The following is a 20,251-nucleotide window of genomic DNA, read 5'->3' on the forward strand; positions in this document are numbered from 1 at the left end:
TTCGCGCCGCGACGACGGATGCCGATGGGACGGTCCGAAACGCCGACCCAAACCCTAACGTTGAAGTTTAGGGTTACCAGTGTGCTGTTCCCTGGACTCTTCCGAACAGGACACTAAGTCGACAAGTGGCGCACGTTCAACGAACACGCCGAACCTCCCGTTTTTCTTTTCACCCTATGTGATCACCCATAGCGCTGACCAACCAGGGTGCTGGCCAGCACTTATGTGCGTCAACTCCCCGACGCGGCGGGGGCCGTGGGGGCACTCACGTCGAAGTGTCCCGCTTTGGGCGCCGCCTTCATCAGTGCGGTGAGCGCACGGGCTTTCGCCTCGCCGTACTCGCCACTGCCCCAGAAGACGGTCCGGTCACCGGTCAGCTCCAGGGTGATGGAGTCATAGCTGCGGACCCGTACGACACGGGTGTCGCGGGCGACCCGGGCCGGGAGGTCACCCGCGACGCCCACCGCCTCACTCGTCAGCCGGTCGGTGTCGAAGCGGCGCAGACTCGGTGATTGACGCGCTGTCAGGTCGAGGCGGGGCACCCCGGCGGGGGGCCGGTCGACCGTGGCGAAACGCACACCCTTCGCGTCCACTTCGATGAACTTTGCGCCCGTTTCCACCAGGAGAACCGGCTTGCGTTCGGTCAGGTTCAGGCTGATTCCGTGCGGCCAGGACCGGACGACGTCCACCCGGTCGATCCGGGGCAGTGCGCGCAGGAGCCGGCCCTCGATCTCGTCCGTGTCGACCGAGACGAGCGGCGCGCCGAGCGGCACGGCCGCCGCCTCCTTCACCTCGTCCGGTGTGAGGACGCGCGTACCGGAGGTCGTGACCCGCTCCGCGCGCAGCCACGGGGAGCCGTAGAGCACCCAGATCCCGCCCCCGACGAGGGCGAGAGCGGTGGCGATCAGAAGCAGGGTCCGGGTTCCGGGCAGCCGGCGGCGCCCGCCACCGGCCCCCGGCCGGGACGGCCGGGCCGACGACTCGGCCCTGGGCTTCGACGCTCCCCTGGGCCCGCGGGCACCGCGCTCGGCGGTCGTCGGTCCGGCCATGCTCCCTGCCTTCTCACGCCCGGTGGCGTGAAGCGATCGCCTCGTAGACCATGCCGACGAGCAGGTCGTCGGCGTCCCGGCGGCCGAACTCGGCGGCGGCGCGGGACATCTCGTACAGCCGGTGCGGGTCGGCGAGCACCGGGAGCACATTGCCCTGGACCCACTCGGGCGTCAGCTCGGCGTCGTCGACCAGCAGCCCGCCGCCCGCCTTGACCACCGGCTGGGCGTTGAGCCGCTGTTCGCCGTTGCCGATCGGCAGCGGTACGTACGCGGCGGGCAGGCCCACGGCGGAGAGTTCGGCGACGGTCATCGCGCCCGCGCGGCAGAGCATCATGTCGGCCGCGGCGTACGCGAGGTCCATCCGGTCCACGTACGGTACCGGGATGTAGGGCGGCATACCGGGCATGTTGTCGACATGCGGCACTTCGTTCTTCGGGCCGACCGCGTGCAGGATCTGGATTCCCGACCGCTGGAGGACGGGGGCGACCTGCTGGATCACCTCGTTGAGGCGGCGGGCGCCCTGCGAGCCGCCGGAGACCAGCAGCGTCGGCAGATTGGGGTCGAGACCGAAGGCGGCGCGGGCCTCCGGGCGGACCCGGGCGCGGTCCAGGGTGGCGATGGTGTGCCGCAGCGGGATGCCGATGTAGCGGGCATTGCGGAGCTTGCTGTCGGGCGTCGCGACGCCGACCCCCGCGGCGTACCGCGAACCGATCTTGTTGGCCAGGCCGGGCCGGGCATTGGCCTCGTGGACCACGATCGGCACACCGAGCCGTTTGGCGGCCAGATAGCCGGGGAGGGCCACGTAACCGCCGAACCCGACCACACAGTCCGCCTTGGTGCGCTCCAGGACCTGCTCGGCGGCCTTGATCGTGCCCCGCAGCCGTCCGGGTACGGTGATCAGCTCGGGCGTGGGCTTGCGCGGCAACGGAACGGCCGGGATCAGCGCCAGCTCGTAGCCCCGCTCGGGCACGAGGCGGGTCTCCAGACCGCGCTCCGTGCCGAGGGCCGTGATCCCCACGGTGGGGTCCTGCCTGCGCAGGGCGTCCGCGAGGGCGAGCGCGGGCTCGATGTGGCCGGCGGTCCCCCCACCGGCGAGTACGACATGCACCGAAATTCACCGCTCTCCGGACGGACGCTTCTTGACGCGCCGTCGCATCGACTTCCAACTCACCCCGGCCCGCTTCCCCCATCCGGGTCGGCGCACGGCCAGGGCCGCCTTCGCGGCGGGCTCCTCTCGCGCGAACGCGATCAGCAGCCCGACGGCGAACATGGTCGGCAGCAGGGCCGACCCTCCGTAGGAGAACAGCGGGAGGGGGACACCGGCGATCGGCAGCAGACCGAGCACCGCACCGATGTTGACCACGGCCTGGGCCGTGATCCAGGTGGTCACACCTCCCGCGGCATACCTCACGAAGGGGTCCTCCGTGCGTCCGGCCACGCGGATACCCGCATAGCCTAGAGCCGCGAACAGGGCGAGCACCGACAGCGTCCCCGCCAGACCCAATTCCTCCCCGGTGATGGCGAAGATGAAGTCGGTGTGCGGTTCGGGGAGTTGGCCCCATTTTTCCACACTCGCGCCGAGGCCCGAACCGAACCATCCGCCCGACGCCAGAGCATAGATCCCGTGGACCGCCTGCCAGCACGAGTCCCCCGGCCCCGGCTCGGTGGCACCGATGCAGGCGAGCCGCGCCATGCGGTTCGGGCTCGTCCGGATCAGCGTCGCCCCGATCGCCAGGGCGACGGCCAGGACACCGACGAACAGGCGGGTGGGTGCGCCGGCCAGCCAGAGCAGGCCGAAGAGAATCGCGGTCAGGATGATCGCGGTGCCCATGTCCCCGCCGAGCATGATCAGCCCGAGCAGCAGGAAGGCGACCGGGACCAGCGGGACCAGCATGTGCTTCCACTGGCCCAGCAACCGCTTGTCCTGTTTGCGGGCGAGCAGGTCGGCGCCCCACAGGATCAGCGCCAGCTTGCCGAACTCGCTGGGCTGGAGCTGGAAGGGACCGCCGAGGTAGATCCAGTTCTGGTTGCCGTTGACGGAATGCCCTATCCCCGGGATCTGCACCAGCACCATCAGGAAGACCGTGCCGACGAGCAGCGGATAGGCGAGCGCCCGGTGCAGCTTGGCAGGCACCCGGGAGGCGAACAGCAGCAGACCGGTGCCGATGGCGGCGGCGAGGAACTGCTTGCGGAAGAAGTAGGTGTCGGAGAGCGACAGCTCCAGCGCCTTGATCTGCGAGGCCGAGTAGACCATCACCAGGCCCAGGACCGTGATCAGCAGGCTGGCACCGAGGATCACGTAGTAGGCGGTCAGAGGACGGTCCCAGGCCCGCCGCGCACGCTCGTAGAACCCGCGCAGGCCGCTGCCTCGGGGCGGGCGGGAGGGGCCGGGGCGGCGGGTCCGCGCACCGCCCCGGGCGGCCGGGGGACGGCGCGGCCCCGCGGTCCTGCCGCGCAGGGCGAGGCGTGCCCGGTGCGGTGCGTACGCGGCGGCGTCATGGGCCGGCATGTCGCTGTCCCCTCCAGTCGTGCCCGGCGCGGCCGGACCTGGTGGCTGTCAGGCGCGCTCGGCGGCGAGGGCCCGGACCGCGTCCGCGAACGCCTCGCCCCGCTTGTTGTAGTTGGCGAACATGTCCATCGAGGCGCAGGCCGGGGCCAGCAGAACCGTGTCCCCGGGCCGGGCGAGCCCTGCCGCTTCCCGGACCGCCGCCGACATCGCCCCAGTGTCGGTCCGGTCGAGGTCGACGACCGGCACCTCGGGGGCGTGTCGCGCGAGGGCTTCGCGGATCAGGGCGCGGTCGGCGCCGATCAGGACGGCGCCCCGCAGCCGCTCGGCGGACTTCTGCACGAGCTCGTCGAAGGTGGCGCCCTTGGCGAGGCCGCCGGCGATCCAGACGATGGGGTCGTAGGCGGCCAGCGAGGCCTCCGCGGCGTGCGTGTTGGTGGCCTTGGAGTCGTCGATGTACTGGACGCCCGCGACCTCCTCGACGTGCTCGATGCGGTGGGCGTCCGGGCGGAAGGCGCGCAGGCCGTCGCGGACCGCCGTGGGCGGGACGCCGAAGGCGCGGGCCAGGGCCGCCGCGGCGAGCGCGTTGGCGATGTTGTGCGGGGCCGGCGGGGTGATGTCGGAGATCTGCGCCAGCTCCTGGGCCTGCTTCTGCCGGTTCTCGACGAAGGCGCGGTCGACCAGGATGTCGTCGACGATCCCGAGCTGGGAGGGGCCGGGCGTGCCGAGGGTGAAGCCGATGGCGCGGCAGCCCTCCTCGACGTCCGCCTCGCGCACCAGGTCCTCGGTCGCCGGGTCGGCGACGTTGTAGACGCAGGCGACCTGGTTGCCCTCGTAGATGCGGCCCTTGTCGGCGGCGTAGGCCTTCATGGAGCCGTGCCAGTCGAGGTGGTCGGGCGCGAGGTTGAGCACGGCGCCGGAGTGGGCGCGCAGGGAGGGCGCCCAGTGCAGCTGGTAGCTGGACAGCTCGACGGCGAGGACGTCGTACTTCTCCTCGCCGAGCACCGCGTCCAGGAGCGAGACGCCGATGTTGCCGACGGCGGCGGTCTTGAGACCGGCCGCCTCCAGGATGGCGGCGAGCATCCGCACGGTCGTGGTCTTGCCGTTGGTGCCGGTGACCGCGAGCCAGGGGGCGGCGCCGGGGCCACGGAGCCGCCAGGCGAGCTCCACGTCGCCCCAGACGGGGACTCCGGCCTCGGCGGCGGCCGTGAACAGCGGCTTGTCGGGCTGCCAGCCGGGGGTGGTGACGACCAGTTCGGTGCCCTCGGGCAGGGTCGCCCCGTCACCGAGGCGGACGGTGATGCCCTCCGCCTCCAGCTGCGCCGCCTGCGTACGGGAGCGCTCGTCGTCGCCGTCGTTGACGACCGTGACGTGCGCGCCGAGGCCGGCGAGGACGCGCGCGGCGGGGATGCCGCTCACGCCCAGGCCGGCGACAGTGACGTTCTTGCCCTGCCAGTTGCTCACTTGTCGGCTGCCCATCCCGCGTAGAAGAGGCCCAGGCCCACGATCACGCACATGCCCTGGATGATCCAGAAGCGGACCACCACGAGGACCTCGGACCACCCCTTGAGTTCGAAGTGGTGCTGCAGCGGGGCCATCCGGAAGACGCGCTTTCCGGTCATCCGGAACGAACCGACCTGGATGATCACGGAGAGGGTGATCAGCACGAAGAGGCCGCCCAGGAGGGCGAGCAGGAGCTCCGTGCGGGAGCAGATGGCGAGACCCGCGAGCGCGCCGCCGAGGGCGAGCGAACCGGTGTCACCCATGAAGATCTTCGCGGGCGAGGTGTTCCACCACAGGAAGCCGAAGCAGGCGCCCATCAGGGCGGAGGCGACGACGGCGAGGTCGAGCGGGTCGCGGACCTCGAAGCAGGCGTTGGGGTTGGTCAGGGTCTCCGCGTTGGCGCAGGACTCCTGGAACTGCCACAGCCCGATGAAGGTGTAGGCGCCGAAGACCATCACGGACGCGCCGGTGGCCAGGCCGTCGAGACCGTCCGTCAGGTTCACGCCGTTCGACATGGCGAGGATCATGAACAGCGCCCAGACCACGAACAGCACCGGGCCGATGGACCAGCCGAAGTCGGTGATGAAGGAGAGCTTGGTGGAGGCCGGGGTCTGGCCGCGGCTGTCGGCGAACTGCAGCGACAGCACCGCGAAGGCGATGCCGACGATCAGCTGGCCCGCCATCTTGGCCTTGGCCCGCAGACCGAGCGAACGCTGCTTGACGATCTTGATGTAGTCGTCGAGGAAGCCGACCAGGCCCATGCCCGCCATCAGGAACAGCACCAGGACACCCGAGTAGGTCGGGTCCTCGCCGGTGATGACCTTGGCCAGCGCGTACGCGATCAGCGTGGCCAGGATGAAGGAGATGCCGCCCATGGTGGGCGTGCCCTTCTTGCTGCCGTGGGTGCGCGGGCCGTCGTCCCGGATGAACTGCCCGTATCCCTTGCGGGCCAGAAGCTTGATCAGCAGCGGCGTGCCGATCAGGGTGAGGAAGAGCCCGATGGCTCCCGCGAAGAGGATCTGCCTCATCGGCCGGCGACCTCGCCCTCGGTGGTGTTCTCGAGCAGTGCCAGGGCCACCTGCTCGAGCCCGACCGACCTGGAAGCCTTCACCAGCACGACGTCTCCCGGGCGCAGCTCACTGCGCAACAGGTCGATCGCCGCCCGCGCGTCGGACACGTGCACCGACTCCTCACCCCACGAACCCTCGTTATATGCGCCCAGTTGCAGCCAGGACGCTTCCCTGCCCCCGACTGCGACGAGCTTGCTGACGTTGAGCCGGACGGCGAGCCGTCCGACCGCGTCGTGCTCGGCGAGCGACTCGTCGCCGAGCTCGGCCATCTGGCCGAGCACCGCCCACGTGCGTCCCCCCTTGGCCTGTGCGGCTTTGCCCATGGCCACGAGCGCGCGCAGTGCGGCTCGCATGGACTCGGGGTTGGCGTTGTAGGCGTCGTTGACGATCGTCACACCGTCCGGTCGCTCGGTGACCTCCATGCGCCAGCGGGAGAGGGTGCCCGCCTCGGAGAGCGCGGTGGCGATCTCGTCGACGGACATGCCCAGCTCATGGGCGACGGCGGCCGCGGCGAGCGCGTTCGACACGTGGTGCTCACCGTACAGGCGCAAGGTCACGTCGCTGCACCCGGTGGGTGTGTGAAGCCTGAAAGAGGGCTGTCCGCTCGCTGTGAGCCGGACATTCTCGGCACGTACGGCGGCGTCGTCCGCCTCGCCGAAGAGGAGGACGCGCGCCTTGGTGCGGCTCGCCATGTCCCGTACGAGTGGATCGTCCGCGTTCAGGACGGCGACGCCGCCCTCGGCGGCCGGCGGGAGGGCCTCCACGAGTTCGCCCTTGGCCTGGGCGATCTGTTCGCGGCCACCGAACTCGCCGATGTGGGCGCTGCCCACGTTGAGGACGAGTCCGATCCTCGGCGGGGTCAGTTCGGTGAGGTAGCGGATGTGGCCGATTCCGCGCGCTCCCATTTCCAGGACCAGGTGCCTGGTCTCGGCGGTGGCGCGCAGTGCGGTGAGCGGCAGCCCGATCTCGTTGTTGAGGGAGCCCGGCGTCCAGACGGTGGGCGCGTGGCGCTCCAGCAGCTGGGCGATGAGGTCCTTGGTGCTGGTCTTGCCGGCGGAGCCGGTCAGTGCGACGACCTGGGTGCCGAGGCGTTCGACCACGGCGCGGGCCAGCCGGCCGAGGGCCGTCTGGACGTCGTCGACGACGACGGCGGGGACCCCGAGGGGGCGGGTGGCGAGCACGGCGACGGCGCCGGCGTCCACGGCGCCGCGCGCGTAGTCGTGGCCGTCGACGTGCTCGCCGGCGAAGGCGGCGAAGAGGCTGCCGGGTTCGACCTGGCGGGAGTCGATGACGACCGGGGCGGTGACCTCGATGGCCGGATCCGGTATGTCGTACGACTGCCCGCCGGTGATTTCGGCGATCTCGGCGAGGGAGAGGGCGATCACAACTTCATCCCTGACTGTTCTCGGATCGATGGGCCACGATGGCTTCGCGCAGGACCTGGCGGTCGTCGAAGGGGCGTACCACTCCCGCGATGTCCTGGCCCTGCTCGTGGCCCTTGCCTGCGACCAGCACCGTGTCGCCCGGCTGGGCGCGGGCCACGGCGGCGGCGATCGCGGCGGCCCGGTCGGCCTCCACGACGACGTCGCCGCGTTCGTGGACGGGCACCTCGGCGGCGCCCGCGAGCATCGCGGCGAGGATCGCGAGCGGGTCCTCGGAGCGGGGGTTGTCGGAGGTGAGTACGGCGGTGTCGGCGAGCCGTGCGGCGGCGGCGCCCATGGGGCCCCGCTTGGTCACGTCGCGGTCGCCGCCGCAGCCGAGGACGATGTGCAGCCTGCCCTCGGTGACCTTGCGCAGGGAGCGCAGGACCGATTCGACAGCGTCCGTCTTGTGGGCGTAGTCGACCACCGCGAGGTACGGCTGGCCGGCGTCGACGCGCTCCAGGCGGCCCGGCACGCCGGGAACGGCGGCGACGCCGTCGGCGGCGGTCTGCGGGTCGATACCGGCGACGGCGAGGGTGACGACGGCGGCGAGGGTGTTGGCGACGTTGAACGGGCCGGGCAGCGGGGCCCTGGCCGTCACGTGCTCGTCCTTGGGGCCGAGGATGGTGAACGTGCTGCCCAGGGGGCCGATCTCGACGTCGTCGGCGCGCCAGTCGGCGTCCGGGTGGCCCTCGGCGGAGAAGGTGACGACGGGGACGGAGGCCTCCTTCACGAGCCGCTGTCCGTACGGGTCGTCGAGGTTGACCACGCCCTGCCGGGAGCGGCGCGGCGTGAACAGCTGCGCCTTGGCCTGGAAGTAGTCCTCCATGCCGGAGTGGAACTCCATGTGCTCCGGGCTGAGGTTGTTGAAGACGGCGACGTCGAAGACGCAGCCGTCGACCCGGCCGAGCACCAGCGCGTGGCTGGAGACCTCCATCGCGACGGACTCGACGCCGCGTTCCCGCATGGCGGCGAAGAGGGCCTGGAGGTCGGTCGCTTCCGGGGTGGTCCGCTCGGACTTGACGCGCTCGTCGCCGATGCGCATCTCGACCGTCCCGATCAGACCGGTCTTGCGGCCGGCCGCCCGCAGGCCGCCTTCGACGAGGTAGGCGGTGGTGGTCTTGCCGGAGGTGCCGGTGATGCCGATCTGGAGCAGGTCACCGCCCGGCTGTCCGTAGATCACCGCGGCGAGCTCGCCCATGCGGCCGCGCGGGTTCTCGGTGACCAGGACCGGCAGGCCGGTCGCGGCGGCGCGCTCGGCGCCCGACGGGTCGGTGAGGATCGCGGCGGCCCCGAGGTCGGCGGCCTGGCCGGCGAAGTCCGCGCCGTGGAAGCGGGCGCCCGGGAGGGCCGCGTACACGTCCCCGGGTCGGACCGCGCGGGAGTCGTGGGTGATCCCGCTCACCTCCGCGTGGCCCGGCGATGCGATGTCCAGCCGGGCGGCCAGGTCGCCGAGGGGTGTGGGGCGGACCTGGACCGGTCGGGGCGCTCCCGGCTGTTTCGCGGGGACGTCCTTCGGGGTGGTTCGGGACTGATCAGCGTGTGGCACGGCGGTGAGCGTACCGGGCGCACCCTGGATCGGGCTAAATGAGGCCGCGCGGGTACCGGATGCGCCGGTGTTGCCGGAACGGTTCCCGGGGTCGGGGGTGATCGTTGTCACTGAGGGCTCCCACCGGCTCACTCGCCGGGTTTGAACGTGACCGGCATCCGCGGGGGCTGCTTGCCGGTCGGTGCGACTTGCAGGGTCTTGAGGGCGAACTCCATGACCTTCTTGTAGATCGGTCCGCAGATCTGGCCGCCGAAGTAGCTGCCCTTGGTCGGGTTCTGGATGGCGCAGTAGACGGTGATACGGGGGTCGTCGGCGGGCGCGAAGCCCGCGAAGGAGGCGGTGTAGCCCTTGTAGCGGCCGAGTGCCGGGTCGACGCGGTTGGCGGTGCCGGTCTTGCCCGCGACCCGGTAACCGGGGATGGCCGCCTTGGTGCCGGTGCCCTCCTCGTTGCCGACGACCGACTCCAGCATGGCGGCGAGCGTCTTGGCGGTCTTCTCGCTGACGACGCGGGTCTGCCTGGGCGTGGGAGCCGGGGTGAACCGGCCGTCCGGTCCCTTGGTGCCGCGGACGAGGGTCGGTTCGACGCGTACGCCGCCGTTGGCGATGGTCGAGTAGACGGAGGTCGCCTGCATGGCGTTGATCGACAGGCCCTGGCCGAAGGGGATGGTGAACTGCTGCGAGGTCGACCAGTCCTTCGGCTTGGCGAGGATGCCGGGCGTCTCCCCGGGATAGCCGAGGCCGCTGGGGCTGCCGATGCCGAATTTGCGCAGGTATGAGTAGAGGACCTCGTTGGACTTGGCCTGGGTGGTGCCGAGCTGGCCGGTGGCCAGGATGGTGCCGATGTTGCTGGATTTGGCGAGCACGCCGTTGAGGGTCAGGTACCAGGTCGGGTGGTCGATGTCGTCCTTGAAGAGCCGGTCGCCGCGGTGGAGCCGGTTGGGGACGACGACGTGGGTGGAGGGGGTGGCGACGCCCTCCTCCAGGACGGCGGCCATGGACATGACCTTGCTGGTGGAGCCGGGTTCGTAGGCGTCCTGGAGGGCGGCGTTGCCCATGGCGGCGGTGTCGGCCCGGGACAGGTCGTTCGGGTCGAAGCCGGGGGCGTTGGCCATGGCCAGGATCTCGCCGGTCCTGCTGTTCTGGACTATCACGTAGCCACGGTCCGCCGCGGACTCGGCGACCTGCTTCGTGATGGCCTGCTGGGCGGCCCACTGGATGTCCCGGTCGATGGTCAGCTCGATGTCGGAGCCCGGTACGGCGGGGGTCTCGCGGGCGCCGACGGTGGGCACCCGGCGGCCACCGGACTGGGCGTAGGTGATCTCGCCGTCCTTGCCGGCCAGCTCGTCGTCGAGCATGGACTCCAGGCCGCCGCCACCGTGGCCGTCGGCCTTGACGTACCCCAGTATCCCGGCGGCGAGAGCGCCGTTCGGATAGACGCGCTTGCTGCTGGGTTCGTTGAAGACGCCGGCGAGGACGCTGACGCCGGTGCCGCCGCCGGCCTTATCGGTGCGGGCCTTCTCGGCGAAGACGTTCTTGAGGTCCCTGATCTGGTTCCAGACCTGCGGGGTCTGCCGGCGGGCCAGCAGGGTGTAGCGGGACTTGGGGGTCCTGAGCTTCTTGACCAGCTCGGCCGGGTCCTTGCCGAGGATGGGGGCGAGGAGGGCGGCGGCCTGCTCGGGCGCGTCCGGGACCTTGCTGTCCTCGGGCGTGAACATCTTGGGGTCGGCGGTGATGTCGTACGCGTCGACGCTGGCGGCCAGGGCGATGCCGGCCCGGTCGGTGATCTCGCCGCGCTCGGCGGACAGCTTGTGGCTGAGGTAGCGGTTCTTCTCCGCCTTGGCGGCGTACGCGTCGGCGTCGACGGCCTGCACCTGGAGGAGCCGTACGACGAACGCCAGCATCACCAGGGTCAGGCCGAGGCTGACGAAGCGCAGCCGGGGGCGGGGGCTGCCCAGCCGGATGGTGCGGGGCTTGCCGGAGCCGACCGGCGCCTGGCGCGGGCGGTACGCGGCGGGGCGCTGCCCGGGCCGAACGGGGCGCGCGGGTCCGGGTACGCGGCGGCGCGGAGGTTCCTGGGGCGGCACTGCGTCACCTGCCGGAGTCGGTCGGGGCGGCGGCGGGCGGGCTGTCGGCCGCCATGGGCGACGGGTCGGCCGGGGGCGGCACCGACGCCTCGCCGGGAACGCCTCGGACCTTGCCGTCCGGGCCGAGGAAGGCGGGGCTGCCGCCGGGCACCATGCCGAGCTCCCGGGCCCGGCGCTCCAGGGCGTCGGGGGCGGAGTGGTTGTCGACGTCCCGCTGGAGCGCCTGCTCCTCGTCGGTGAGTTCGGTGGTCCTGTCCTTCAGTTCCTTCAGCCGGAAGGAGCCCTCGTTGAGCGAGGAGTTGAGCAGCAGCAGCGTGATGAGCCCGCCGCCCAGGAGGACGACGACGAGCAGGACGAAGGGGGTGCGGGCCGCGGTGCTGGGCCCCGACGGCATGAGCCGGGCCAGCCGCGCCGCGCGTCCCCTGAGCGGCCGCGCCTTCGTCACGGCTCCTCCCGGTCCGTCGCCCGCGGTCGTGGATCCGCCGCCCGTCCGCGACGGGGGCGGCTCGTGTCCCGGCCTTCGCTCACAGATCGTCCTCCCTGATGCGCTCGGCGCCCCGCAGCCTGGCCGGGGCGGCGCGGCGGTTCTCCGCGACCTCTTCCTCGGTGGGGAGTTCGGCGCCGCGCGTCAGCAGCTTGAGCCGCGGCTGGTAGCGCTCGGGGACGACGGGCAGTCCGGGCGGCGCGGTGGTGGCGGCGCCGGCCGCGAAGACCTGCTTGACGAGCCGGTCCTCCAGCGAGTGGTACGACAGAACGGCGATCCGGCCTCCCACGGCGAGGGCCTTCACCGCGTCGGGGATGGCCCGCTCCAGTCCGGTCAGCTCGCCGTTGACCTCGATGCGCAGGGCCTGGAAGGTGCGCTTGGCGGGGTTGCCGCCGGTCCGCTTGGCGGCCTGCGGCAGGGCGTCGCGGATCAGCTGGACGAGCCGGGCGCTGTTGGTGAACGGTTCCTTCTCCCGTTCGCGGACGATCGCCGAGACGATCCGCTTGGCCTGCTTCTCCTCGCCGTACGCGCGCAGGATCCGCACCAGCTCACCGGGCGGGTAGGTGTTGAGGACCTCGGCCGCGCTCATGCCGGTCGTCTGGTCCATGCGCATGTCGAGCGGGGCGTCCTGGGCGTAGGCGAAGCCCCGGTCCGCCTCGTCGAGCTGCATGGAGGAGACACCCAGGTCGAAGAGGATGCCCTGGACGCGGGGAACGGAGAGCCGGTCGAGCACCTCGCTCAGGTCGCGGTAGATCGCGTGCACCAGGGTGGCGCGGTCGCCGAAGGGGGCGAGCCGCTCGCCGGAGAGGCGCAGCGCCTCCTTGTCCCGGTCCAGGGCGATCAGCCGCGCCTCGGGGAACCGGGTCAGCAGCGCCTCGCTGTGTCCGCCGAGGCCGAGAGTGCAGTCGACGACCACCGCTCCCGGCTCCGTCAGCGCCGGGGCCAACATGTCCAGGCACCGCTGGAGCATTACCGGGACGTGTCGGGTCTCGCTCATGCGCCCTCTCAGATCCGGCGCGGCGCACGTACCGCCGGATCCCACCGGAGTCCGCCGGCGCCGGAAAGGGCGTCGGACGGCCGGCGAGCGGGAGGAGGCCGAGCCGTACGTACCGCCGCACACGCGGGGGAGAAACTGCGGAAAGTGCTCCATGTCTCCGTGAACTTCGCGCCACTTTAGTCCACTCCCCCGCGCGGTCAATCAACCGGTCAGCGCGTCGCCCGGGGGTTCCGTACGAGTGGCACATCAAGCACATATCACCCATACGGGCGCGCAGGGCGGAGCCCTGTGGGTTACCTCACAACAAGCGACATTGACGTTCTTTGTCCCGTCTCACAGCGGGCCTCCATGCCCCGTGACCATTAACGTCGTAGCCATGTCGACTTCAGCTCACTCCGCCACCAGCGCAATACGCACCGGCGGCACGGTCACCGACCGTCTCGTCGAGGCGAATGAGCGCTACGCCGCCGACTTCACCGATCCGGGCATGGACGCCCGGCCTGTTCTCAAAGTCGCCGTGGTCGCCTGCATGGACGCCCGGATCGACCTGCACCGCGCGCTCGGCCTGGAGCTGGGCGACTGTCACACCATCCGCAACGCCGGCGGCGTGGTCACCGACGACGTGATCCGCTCGCTCACGATCAGCCAGCGGGCGCTCGGCACCCGCAGCGTCGTCCTGGTCCACCACACGGGCTGCGGCCTGGAGTCCCTCACCGAGGACTTCCGGCACGAGCTGGAGCAGGAGGTCGGCCAGCGGCCGGCCTGGGCCGTGGAGGCGTTCCGCGATGTCGACCAGGACGTCCGCCAGTCGATGCAGCGGGTGCGCACATCGCCGTTCCTGCTGCACACCGACGACATCAGGGGCTTCGTCTTCGATGTGAAGACGGGCCTGCTGCGGGAGATCGACCCCGTCGCCTGACCTCTTTTCGGCACGGTTCCACACCTGAAATACGGCAACCCCCGACATATCCCACACAGTTATCCACAGGCGAGTGACACAACGCGGGAACGGCAACAAGAATGCGGGGATGACACCTTCCCGGAACCGTCCGGAGGCGGTGTCCGTGTTTCAGGGGTGGGCCGTGCCATCAGTTGCGCACCGGCCCACGGAACGGGCCGAGGAGGGCCGGGTGACGACCTATGACGATCGAGCGAGCCTCACAGATCTGACCACCACAGCGGAGCGCGTCCGCAGGTCGGTGGAGGGTGTGATCGAGGGCAAGCCTGAGGTCGTACGGCTTTCGCTGACCGTGCTGCTCGCCGAGGGACACCTCCTCATCGAGGATGTGCCCGGCGTCGGCAAGACCATGCTGGCCAAGACGCTGGCGCGGTCCATCGACTGTTCGGTCCGGCGTATCCAGTTCACGCCCGACCTGCTGCCGTCGGACATCACGGGTGTCTCGATCTTCGACCAGCAGCGGCGTGACTTCGAGTTCAAGCCGGGCGCGATCTTCGCGCAGATCGTGATCGGCGACGAGATCAACCGCGCCTCGCCGAAGACGCAGTCGGCGCTGCTGGAGTCGATGGAGGAGCGCCAGGTCACCATCGACGGGCAGTCGTACGAGCTGCCCAGCCCCTTCATGGTGGTGGCCACGCAGAACCCGGTCGAGATGGAGGGCACCTATCCGCTGCCCGAGGCCCAGCGTGACCGCTTCATGGCCCGGGTCTCCATCGGATACCCCAGCCCCGAGGCCGAGCTGCAGATGCTCGACGTGCACGGCTCGGTCTCGCCCCTCGACGACCTGCAGCCGGTGGCGCACGCCCACGACATCGTGAAGCTGATCGACGCGGTCCGCACGGTCCACGTCGCCGAAGCGGTCCGGCGGTACGCCGTGGACCTGGTCGCGGCCACCCGGAACCACCCGGACCTCAGACTCGGCGCCTCGCCGCGCGCCACACTCCACCTGCTGCGCGCCGCGAAGGCGTCCGCCGCGCTCAGCGGCCGTGACTACGCCCTGCCGGACGACGTGCAGGCGCTGGCCGTCGCCGTCCTGGCGCACCGGCTGCTGCCGACCGCCCAGGCCCAGCTCAACCGGCGCACGTCCGAGCAGGTCGTCGCCGAGATCCTGCAGCGCACGCCCGTGCCCGCGGCGATGCCGCCGGGAGCGCCGCTCTACGGCCAGCAGCAGCCCCGCATCCGGCGGCTGTGATGACGGCGGAGAGCCCCGCCGCCCCGGAGGGCGAGGGCAGCGGCGGGGGCGGGGTACGGGCCGCGCTCGGCGGACTGACCACACGGGGCCGGTCCTTCCTCGCGGCCGGTGTCGCGGCGGCGATCTGCGCCTACGTCCTCGGGCAGAGCGATCTGCTGCGGGTCGGACTGCTGCTTGCCGTGCTGCCGCTGGTCTGCGTGGTCGTCCTCTGCCGTACCCGCTACCGGGTGGCGGCCGGCCGGCGGCTCACCCCTCGGCGGGTGTCGGCCGGCGCCGAGGCGCGCGTGCACCTGCGGATGGACAACGTCTCCCGGCTGCCCACCGGGCTGCTGATGCTCCAGGACCACGTCCCGTACGTCCTGGGGCCCCGGCCCCGGTTCGTGCTGGACCGCGTGGAGGCGGGCGGCCGGCGCGAGGTGTCGTACCGGGTGCGCTCGGACCTGCGCGGCCGCTATCCGCTGGGGCCGCTCCAGCTCCGGTTGAACGACCCGTTCGGGATGTGTGAGCTGACCCGCTCGTTCAGCGCGTACGACACACTCACCGTCATACCGCGCACCGAGCCCCTGCCGCCGGTGCGGCTGTCGGGCGAGGCGTCGGGGTACGGCGACGGGCGGCAGCGCTCGCTGGCGCTGGCCGGCGAGGACGACGTGATCCCGCGCGGCTACCGGTACGGCGACGATCTCCGGCGGGTCCACTGGCGGTCCACCGCGCGGTACGGCGAGCTGATGGTGCGCCGCGAGGAGCAGCCGCAGCGGGCCAGGTGCACGGTGCTGCTGGACACCCGGTACGTCGCCTACCAGGGCTCCGGCCCCGACTCGGCGTTCGAGTGGGCGGTGTCCGGCGCGGCGTCGGTGCTCACGCACATGCTGGAGCGGGGCTTCGCGGTACGGCTGCTGACGGACGCGGGCAACGCGCTGCCGGGTGAGGGCTCGGACGGCTTCACCGGTTCGACCGAGTCGGCGGACACGGCGGGTCTGATCATGGACACGCTCGCAGTCGTCGACCACTCGGACGGAGCCGGGCTGTCGCGGGCGTACGACGTGCTGCGCGGCGGGAACGACGGGCTGCTGGTCGCCTTCATCGGCGATCTGGACGAGGAGCAGGCGGCGATGGCCGCCCGGATGCGGCAGCGCAGCGGCGCGGCCGTGGCCTTCGTCCTGGACAGCGGGACATGGCTGACCGGCGGCGCGGTGGCCGGGGCCGTGGAGGACAGGGTGCGGATGCTGCGCGAGGCGGGATGGGCCGCGGTGGCCGTGCCGCCGGGTGCGTCGCTCGCCGAGCTGTGGCGGACCGTCGGCCGGGCGGGTCCCGGCTCCGCCCAGGGAGTGTCCGGCGGTGGTACGACAGGGGCTTCGGGGAGTTGGTCATGAGCGGTCGCGGGAGGCTGGCGCTGTGCGCCTTCGCCGCCACGCTGATGGCGTCGGGTGCGCTGGTGCCGCTGGTCGATCCGGCCACCTGGATCGTGCAGGCCGGGTTCCTGGTCGCGATCCAGAGCGGTGTCGGCGCGCTGGCCAGGCGGGTGCCGCTGGCCCGGCCACTGACGGTGGCGGTCCAGGCCCTGGTGACGCTGCTGATGCTGACCGTGGTCTTCGCCCGGGAGCAGGCGTTCGTCGCCTTCCTGCCCGGCCCCGAGGCGTTCGAGCAGTTCAGCATGCTGCTCACCTCGGGGGCGGAGGACGTCGGGCGGTACGCGATCCCGGCGCCGGCGACCGACGGCATCCGGCTGATGCTGGTCGGCGGTGTGCTGGTGATCGGGCTGGCGGTGGACGCGCTGGCGGTGACGTTCCGCAGCGCGGCCCCGGCCGGGCTGCCGCTGCTCGCGCTGTACTCGGTGGCCGCGGGGCTTTCGGGCGGCGGGGCGAGCTGGCTGTGGTTCCTGCTGGCCGCCTCCGGCTATCTGCTGCTTCTGCTCGCCGAGGGCCGTGACCGGCTCTCGCAGTGGGGCCGGGTCTTCGGCGGCGCTCCGCGGCCGGACGACCGCCGAGCCGCCGGGCTCGAGTCCGGCGGCGCCCCGCTGGCGCCGGTGCGCACCGGACGGCGGATCGGCGTCATGGCCCTGGGTATCGCGCTGGTGGTGCCGGCCGCGCTGCCGTCGATGAGCGGCGGGCTGCTGGGCGGTACCGGCGGCGGGGGCGGAAAGGGCGGCGGCGGCACGATCTCCGCGGTCAACCCGCTGGTGTCGCTGCAGGACAACCTGAACCAGCCGCAGGACCGCGAGGTGCTGCAGTACAACACCAACGCCCGGGACACGTCGGGTCTCTATCTGCGCCTGGTCGCCCTCGACCAGTTCGACGGCTCGTCCTGGAAGTCGTCGGTGCGCCAGGTCAAGGACGTGCCGGAGGAGCTCCCGCAGCCGGACGGGCTGTCCGGGAGCGTCGGGACGACGGAGATCACGACGACCATCTCGGCGGCCGGCTCGTACGAGCAGAAGTGGCTGCCGCTGCCCTACCCGGCGACCCGGATCGGCATCGACGGCCGCTGGCGGTACGAACCGGCCGGGCGGATGCTCGTCGGCGACGACGGGCAGACCACCAAGGGCGTGCAGTACCGGGTGACGAGCCTTCAGGTGAACCCGACCGCCCGGCAGCTGTCCGGTGCCGGTACACCGCCGGGTGCGCTGCTGCGCGAGTACACCAAGGTGCCGGACACGCTGCCGCGGGAGGTGAAGGACACCGCGCTGGCGGTGACCAGGGGCGCCAGGAACGACTACGAGCGGGCCGTCAAGATGCAGGACTGGTTCGCTCTGGAGGGCGGCTTCCGCTACGACACCGAGGTGTCGTCGGGGACGGGGGTCACGGCGATCTCCCGGTTCCTGAAGCAGCGGGAGGGCTTCTGCGTCCACTTCTCGTTCTCGATGGCGGCGATGGCCCGCACCCTGGGCATCCCGGCACGCGTCGCCGTGGGCTTCACTCCGGGCGCCCCGCAGGCGGGCGGGGTGATGTCGGTCGGCATCCGGGACGCGCACGCCTGGCCCGAGCTGTACTTCGAAGGCGTGGGGTGGACACGGTTCGAGCCGACGCCGACGCGTGGGTCGGTGCCCGAGTACACCCGGCCCCAGACGCCGTCGGGCGGGGCGAGCAACCCGGCGCAGCCGGAGGAGACCGCCTCGGCCGCGCCGTCCACGGTGCCGTCCGCGCAGGAGAGCTGCCCGGCACAGGCCCGGCGCCTCGGCGAGTGCGGTGACCTCACGCCGCAGGGCGCGCTGCCCCCGACGGACTCGGGTGCGCCGCTCGGGACGATCCTGCTGATCGTGCTGGCCGTGGTGGCGGCGGTGGCCGTACCGCTGCTTCCGATGCTGTGGCGCATGCGGATCCGGGCCCGGCGGCTGGGCACGCCCGGCCGCAGCCCGGAGGAGGCGGCGGCCAGGACGCTGGCGGTGTGGCGGGAGATCATCGACACGGCCTGGGACCACGGCGTGCCCCCGGACGAGTCGCAGACCCCGCGCAGGACGGCCGCGCGGATCGTCCGGCTGGGCAAGCTGGAGGGCCCGCCCGCGGACTCGGTCCACCGGGTGGCCCGTGTGGTGGAGCAGGTCCTCTACGCGCCGGACCCGCGCCCGATCACGGGTCTGACGGAAGAGGCCGACCGGGTCAGGGCGGGTCTGCGCGCGGTGGCCGGCACTCCGGCCCGGCTGCGCGCCCGACTGGCGCCCCGCTCCACCGTCCGGGTGATCTGGTCGCTCTCGGACCGCTGCTCGGCGCTCACCAGCCGCTGGTCGGCCGCGCTGGCGCGGCCCGTCGAGCGCCTGTCGGGCCTGCTGCGGCGGCCGTCCCGCCAGCGCGGCTGACACACACGCGGCTCCCGCACACCGAAGGCCCGGCGCGCTCGCGCCGGGCCTTCGGTGTGCGGGAGCCGCGGCCGGATGTCCGGGCGGTGGAACTCCGTTCGTGTCCGGGTTCCGCTGTCCGGGACGAGCAAAAGAAAGTGGGGGTGACCGCCTACGGGCGGTCACCCCCACTCACGTCTGTGTCAGTGGCCCTGCTCGTCGCGGCGGCGCTGCCACCGCTGCTCGATCCGGTCCATCATCGAACGGCGCTGGCGGGGGTGGTGGCGACCGGAGGCCTGGCCCCCCTGAGCCTGCTGCTCGCCCGGTTTGGGCGCCTTACGCCATCCGGTGACCGCGAGGACCGCACAGCCGAGCATGACGAGGAAACCCACCACGCTGATCCAGATCTGCTGCGCGACCATTCCGGCCATGAGGAGCGCGATACCCACCAGGAAGCCTGCGACCGCCTGGTAGACCCGTCGCCGGGTGTATGTACGCAGCCCGCTTCCCTCGAGCGCTGTCGCGAACTTGGGGTCTTCGGCGTACAGCGCTCGCTCCATCTGCTCGAGCATTCGCTGCTCGTGCTCCGAGAGCGGCACGGAGTCCTCCTCGTCGTCGGTCGCGGGGGGCGACCGGTATGCGGCCCTTTCAGGATAGGCAGGGAATCGCCCCCGTGAAACCCGCCCTCTACGCCTATTCACCAGTCGGGCCGCCATGCCGGTTCGGCTGGTGAGGCGTAGATTCCCCGTCCGTCGATCCGTCATGCCGGATGGTGTCCCTCGATCATACGGGGATCCGGCGGCGATCGGGGGGCCTGTGGCGTACTCCATCTGCGGCTGCGCCGCTGATCAGCCCGGCTGCTCCGGTCAGGCGCGCTTTTCGCCCAGCACGTGCAGCTGGGTGGCGACCGAATGGAAGGCGGGCAGCTCGGCGGCGGCGGCCTCCAGCTTCAGCAGCGCGTCCAGGGCGCCGGGCTCGGTGTCGACGAGGACGCCGGGAACCAGGTCGGCGAAGACGCGCACACCGTGCACGGCGCCGACCTGCACACCGGCGGCCTCGACGGTTTCGGTGAGCTGCTCCACCGTGAAGCGCCGGGGTACCGGGTCGCCGTCGCCCCAGCGGCCGGCGGGGTCGGTCAGCGCGTGCCGGGCCTCGGTGAAGTGGCCGGCGAGGGCGCGGGCGAGGACGGCTCCGCCGAGCCCCGCGGCGAGCAGACTGAGCGCGCCGGAGGGCCGCAGCGCTTCGACCGCGTTGCGCACGCCCTCGACGGGGTCGTCCACGTACTCCAGCACGCCGTGGCACAGCACCGCGTCGTACCCACCGCGCTCGACGACGTCGAACAGGCCGTGGATGTCGCCCTGGACCCCGCTGACACGGTCGGCGACCCCGGCCTCGGCGGCCCGGCGCTCCAGCGCGAACAGGGCGTTGGGGCTGGGATCGACGACGGTGACGCGGTGGCCGAGCCGCGCGACCGGGACGGCGAAGTTCCCGCTGCCGCCGCCGGTGTCGAGGACGTCCAGGCTGTCCTTCCCGGTCGCCTTGACCCGGCGGTCGAGGGCGTCCTCGAGAACGTCCCACACCACGGCGGTACGAAGGGAGGCGCGGGGGCGATGCGGGTCCGACACGGCAGTTGACTCCTCGGCGACGGTTACGAACAGTCCCACCCTATGGC

General features: G+C 71.9%; 16 protein-coding genes. 4 read left to right on the top strand and 12 right to left on the bottom strand.

The window, feature by feature from the left end; genetic code table 11:
• Positions 1 to 230: 230 nt before the first annotated feature.
• From ACY34K_RS01545 to rsmH, 10 genes are all read right to left on the bottom strand, one after another.
• Positions 231 to 1,049 carry a cell division protein FtsQ/DivIB gene (locus ACY34K_RS01545; RefSeq protein ID WP_462742258.1) on the bottom strand — a complete coding sequence of 273 codons (819 nt, stop codon included), beginning with the start codon at positions 1,047 to 1,049 and terminating at the stop codon, positions 231 to 233.
• Positions 1,050 to 1,062: 13 nt separating this feature from the next.
• Entirely contained in the window at positions 1,063 to 2,157 is a 1,095-nt protein-coding gene (murG, locus tag ACY34K_RS01550; RefSeq protein ID WP_462742261.1) for an undecaprenyldiphospho-muramoylpentapeptide beta-N-acetylglucosaminyltransferase, read from the bottom strand.
• A 6-nt stretch (positions 2,158 to 2,163) separates the two neighbouring features.
• Positions 2,164 to 3,558 (bottom strand): putative lipid II flippase FtsW, encoded by a 1,395-nt coding sequence (gene ftsW / locus ACY34K_RS01555; protein WP_462742264.1) that lies wholly within the window; start codon positions 3,556 to 3,558, stop codon positions 2,164 to 2,166.
• Between the two features lie 48 nt (positions 3,559 to 3,606).
• Positions 3,607 to 5,034, bottom strand: coding sequence for a UDP-N-acetylmuramoyl-L-alanine--D-glutamate ligase (murD, locus tag ACY34K_RS01560; protein ID WP_462742267.1), 1,428 nt, complete (start codon positions 5,032 to 5,034; stop codon positions 3,607 to 3,609).
• Positions 5,016 to 6,086, bottom strand: a complete 1,071-nt coding sequence (mraY, locus tag ACY34K_RS01565; RefSeq protein WP_462742269.1) for a phospho-N-acetylmuramoyl-pentapeptide-transferase — start codon at positions 6,084 to 6,086, stop codon at positions 5,016 to 5,018. Before mraY ends, murD begins: the two co-directional genes overlap by 19 nt.
• Positions 6,083 to 7,513 (bottom strand): UDP-N-acetylmuramoyl-tripeptide--D-alanyl-D-alanine ligase, encoded by a 1,431-nt coding sequence (locus ACY34K_RS01570; RefSeq protein WP_462742272.1) that lies wholly within the window; start codon positions 7,511 to 7,513, stop codon positions 6,083 to 6,085. The genes mraY and ACY34K_RS01570 overlap by 4 nt, the downstream gene beginning before the upstream one ends.
• A gap of 4 nt (positions 7,514 to 7,517) precedes the next feature.
• Entirely contained in the window at positions 7,518 to 9,209 is a 1,692-nt protein-coding gene (locus tag ACY34K_RS01575) for a UDP-N-acetylmuramoyl-L-alanyl-D-glutamate--2,6-diaminopimelate ligase (RefSeq protein ID WP_462742275.1), read from the bottom strand.
• A 17-nt stretch (positions 9,210 to 9,226) separates the two neighbouring features.
• A complete protein-coding gene (locus ACY34K_RS01580) occupies positions 9,227 to 11,182 on the bottom strand; it encodes a peptidoglycan D,D-transpeptidase FtsI family protein (protein ID WP_462742278.1) in 1,956 nt (651 codons plus the stop codon).
• Between the two features lie 4 nt (positions 11,183 to 11,186).
• Entirely contained in the window at positions 11,187 to 11,627 is a 441-nt protein-coding gene (gene ftsL, locus ACY34K_RS01585; RefSeq protein WP_462742281.1) for a cell division protein FtsL, read from the bottom strand.
• Positions 11,628 to 11,706: 79 nt separating this feature from the next.
• Positions 11,707 to 12,663: a 16S rRNA (cytosine(1402)-N(4))-methyltransferase RsmH gene (gene rsmH / locus ACY34K_RS01590; RefSeq protein WP_462742284.1), complete on the bottom strand. Its 957-nt coding sequence runs from the start codon at positions 12,661 to 12,663 to the stop codon at positions 11,707 to 11,709.
• A 313-nt stretch (positions 12,664 to 12,976) separates the two neighbouring features.
• Here rsmH and ACY34K_RS01595 point away from each other — a divergent pair, with 313 nt between their 5' ends.
• The 4 genes from ACY34K_RS01595 to ACY34K_RS01610 all read left to right on the top strand — a co-directional run bounded on the left by ACY34K_RS01595 (position 12,977) and on the right by ACY34K_RS01610 (position 18,600).
• Positions 12,977 to 13,582, top strand: coding sequence for a beta-class carbonic anhydrase (locus ACY34K_RS01595; protein WP_462742287.1), 606 nt, complete (start codon positions 12,977 to 12,979; stop codon positions 13,580 to 13,582).
• A gap of 211 nt (positions 13,583 to 13,793) precedes the next feature.
• Positions 13,794 to 14,813, top strand: a complete 1,020-nt coding sequence (locus ACY34K_RS01600; RefSeq protein WP_462742290.1) for an AAA family ATPase — start codon at positions 13,794 to 13,796, stop codon at positions 14,811 to 14,813.
• Positions 14,813 to 16,183 carry a DUF58 domain-containing protein gene (locus ACY34K_RS01605; RefSeq protein WP_462742293.1) on the top strand — a complete coding sequence of 457 codons (1,371 nt, stop codon included), beginning with the start codon at positions 14,813 to 14,815 and terminating at the stop codon, positions 16,181 to 16,183. Before ACY34K_RS01600 ends, ACY34K_RS01605 begins: the two co-directional genes overlap by 1 nt.
• The gene (locus ACY34K_RS01610; RefSeq protein WP_462742296.1) at positions 16,180 to 18,600 is read left to right on the top strand and encodes a transglutaminase TgpA family protein; all 2,421 of its coding nucleotides are present in this window, start codon (positions 16,180 to 16,182) and stop codon (positions 18,598 to 18,600) included. Before ACY34K_RS01605 ends, ACY34K_RS01610 begins: the two co-directional genes overlap by 4 nt.
• A 182-nt stretch (positions 18,601 to 18,782) precedes the next feature.
• Here ACY34K_RS01610 and ACY34K_RS01615 read toward each other — a convergent pair whose 3' ends face one another.
• A complete protein-coding gene (locus ACY34K_RS01615) occupies positions 18,783 to 19,178 on the bottom strand; it encodes a DUF3040 domain-containing protein (RefSeq protein WP_462742299.1) in 396 nt (131 codons plus the stop codon).
• Positions 19,179 to 19,445: 267 nt separating this feature from the next.
• On the bottom strand, positions 19,446 to 20,204 hold the full coding sequence (locus ACY34K_RS01620; protein WP_462742302.1) for a methyltransferase: 759 nt from the start codon (positions 20,202 to 20,204) through the stop codon (positions 19,446 to 19,448).
• Positions 20,205 to 20,251 lie beyond the last annotated feature (47 nt).

The sequence above is a fragment of the Streptomyces sp. STAM6 genome (assembly GCF_054963715.1).

Coding starts and splice junctions, on each gene's coding strand:
- ACY34K_RS01545 (WP_462742258.1), bottom strand. CDS start 1,049: ATGGCCGGACCGACGACCGCCGAGCGCGGTGCCCGCGGGCCCAGGGGA.
- ftsW (WP_462742264.1), bottom strand. CDS start 3,558: ATGCCGGCCCATGACGCCGCCGCGTACGCACCGCACCGGGCACGCCTC.
- murD (WP_462742267.1), bottom strand. CDS start 5,034: ATGGGCAGCCGACAAGTGAGCAACTGGCAGGGCAAGAACGTCACTGTC.
- mraY (WP_462742269.1), bottom strand. CDS start 6,086: ATGAGGCAGATCCTCTTCGCGGGAGCCATCGGGCTCTTCCTCACCCTG.
- rsmH (WP_462742284.1), bottom strand. CDS start 12,663: ATGAGCGAGACCCGACACGTCCCGGTAATGCTCCAGCGGTGCCTGGAC.
- ACY34K_RS01605 (WP_462742293.1), top strand. CDS start 14,813: ATGACGGCGGAGAGCCCCGCCGCCCCGGAGGGCGAGGGCAGCGGCGGG.
- ACY34K_RS01610 (WP_462742296.1), top strand. CDS start 16,180: ATGAGCGGTCGCGGGAGGCTGGCGCTGTGCGCCTTCGCCGCCACGCTG.